The organism is Streptomyces sp. NPDC090442, from assembly GCF_044769405.1.
Lineage (GTDB): Bacteria > Actinomycetota > Actinomycetes > Streptomycetales > Streptomycetaceae > Streptomyces.
This window is the reverse complement of sequence record NZ_JBIVXW010000223.1, coordinates 1-2,054: the sequence shown is the minus strand read 5'-3', so window position 1 is coordinate 2,054 and position 2,054 is coordinate 1. Positions and strand designations below refer to the sequence as shown.

At 66.2% G+C, this 2,054-nt stretch carries 1 protein-coding gene; it reads right to left on the bottom strand.

The window, feature by feature from the left end:
• Positions 1-101: 101 nt before the first annotated feature.
• Positions 102-1,466, bottom strand: a complete 1,365-nt coding sequence (gene ltrA / locus ACIQU6_RS44545) for a group II intron reverse transcriptase/maturase (RefSeq protein ID WP_403488421.1) — start codon at positions 1,464-1,466, stop codon at positions 102-104.
• Positions 1,467-2,054 lie beyond the last annotated feature (588 nt).

Here is a 2,054-nt window from a genome sequence, read left to right as displayed (position 1 = left end):
AGTAGGGTCGGGGACTGGCGCGGTGGCTTCCGCTCCGTTTCCAGCCCCCGCCGCTTCAAACCGTGCATGCAGTTCTCCCGCACACGGCTTTCCGACATCGTTCACCGACTGGCATGCGCCGTTACCCAGCGTACGTTTCCGGTAAGTCGGTAGACCCCGATCCTGGTGATCCACTCGTAGGTGAACCGGGTGGTCCAGTTCCTGCCTCGGAGTCTGTGTTTCCGGCTGGCGAAAATGGCCAGCCGTTCGTGGACGTAGCCGTCGACCGCGTTGAACTTCCTCCCGGAGTTCCCGTTGCGGAAGTACGCTGCCCAACCCCGCAGTACGGGGTTGAGATCAGCGACCACGGCCGACACCGGCCGTTCGGTCTTCGACAGGGCAGTCGCTGCGCGGACCTTGTCCCGCAGTACCTGCATTGCTCTCGCCGAAGGCCAGCGACGCAGATAGAACCTGCCTCGCCATTTCCACGATTCGACTTTCCGGTGGTGGAAGCCGAGGAAATCGAAACCCTGCCCGCCCCGGGTGAGGCAGGTGATCCCGGACTTCTCGGGATGCAGTCGCATCCCGAGTCGTTCCAGCACCCTCGCCGTCAACTGCTGGGCCTGCTCGGCCCGTTGTCTGGTCGGCGAAAGGACCACGAAGTCATCGCAATACCTCACCAGCACCCCCAGCCGGCGGCCCTCGTCCTGCCATGCCTCGTCGAGGACATGCAGGGCGATGTTGGCCAGCAACGGGGAGATCGGTGAGCCTTGCGGGGTTCCCGCCCCGGTCGGGGAGGTCACTCCGCCCTCCAGGACTCCCATCCGCAGCCAGGCCCGGATCAGCTTCAGCATCGGCCGGTCCACCACGCGCCGGGCCACCTGGGCTATGAGCGCGTCGTGGTCGATCGTGCCGAAACAGTCCCGGATGTCGGCCTCGAAGACCCATTCCCGCCGTTGGTTCGCCGCGACGCGCACGGCTTCGCACGCGTCGATCGCGGACCGCTTGGGCCGGAATCCGTAGCTCGCCTCGGTGAACTGGGCCTCGAAGGCCGGTTCCAGGACCAGTTTCGCGGCCGTCATCACCACCCGGTCCACCACAGTGGGAATCGACAGCGGCCGGAACTCGCCCGGCCGCCCCGGTTTGGGAATCTTCACCCGTCGCAGCACCGACGGACGATACGTATACGTCCGCAGTCGCTCGGCCAGGTCCTGGAGGAACGCATCCACCCCCGAGGCCGCCACCGCGTCGACGGTCACGCCGTCCACACCGGGAGCTCCTCGGTTCGCGCACACACCGGCCCACGCCCGCCGAAGAACGTCCATGCGGTGGACATGGCTATACAGGGCATGAAACCGACGTTCGGGTTCTTGCTTGGCACAGCGGTAAAGCGTCCACTGCAAGGCTCGGACCTTGTCCAGACGACGGCCACCCGGTCCCGCGGCGCCGTCCTCCCGGCGGATGGACCTAGCCGAAACGGCACTCATCCGGGCCCCTCCCTGTTCGTGAATCGCATCGATGAAGCAGGGGCCCTTCGCTCCCAGCGGGTTGTGTTGTCCCGCCGATCCGCACTACTACGACCCCCTCCGACTGCCTCTCGGCAGCCCGCCACTTCCCGGTTCCGCCGGTTATAGGCAGGCCACGCTTCCCACGCCGCATGCGCGGGGCCGAGGAGGCTCTCTCCAGTTCCCAGGACAACCGTCCGACCATTCCACGCCCCTTACGCCGGGAGATTCTTCGGCGACCGCTCCAGGTCCAAGATCGCCTTCCATGGCCTTCGCCTTTCAAGCACAGGCTCGGCTCCTCCTTGGCCCGCCCGCGGGCGGGGGTTAAATGACGGCGCTGCAGGCTTCACTTCATGTTGCGGACTGGCCGGTCGCACACCCCCGAAGGGCGCTTGTCACTCCACTTCGACGCCACCCTTTCGAGCGACGCCGGGAGTCAGCTACCGAGGACCCTGGCGTCTCCCCGGACCGGACTTCCACCGGCTGGCTACCCTGAGCTTGACGTCCGGTTACATCAGTTCACATCCCTTCTGAGCTGCGATGACGCCCGGACCGCTGGACGTACGCTTG

What these genes read in the sequence shown, in the direction of transcription:
- ltrA (WP_403488421.1), bottom strand. Translation starts at nt 1,466, where the DNA reads ATGAGTGCCGTTTCGGCTAGGTCCATCCGCCGGGAGGACGGCGCCGCG.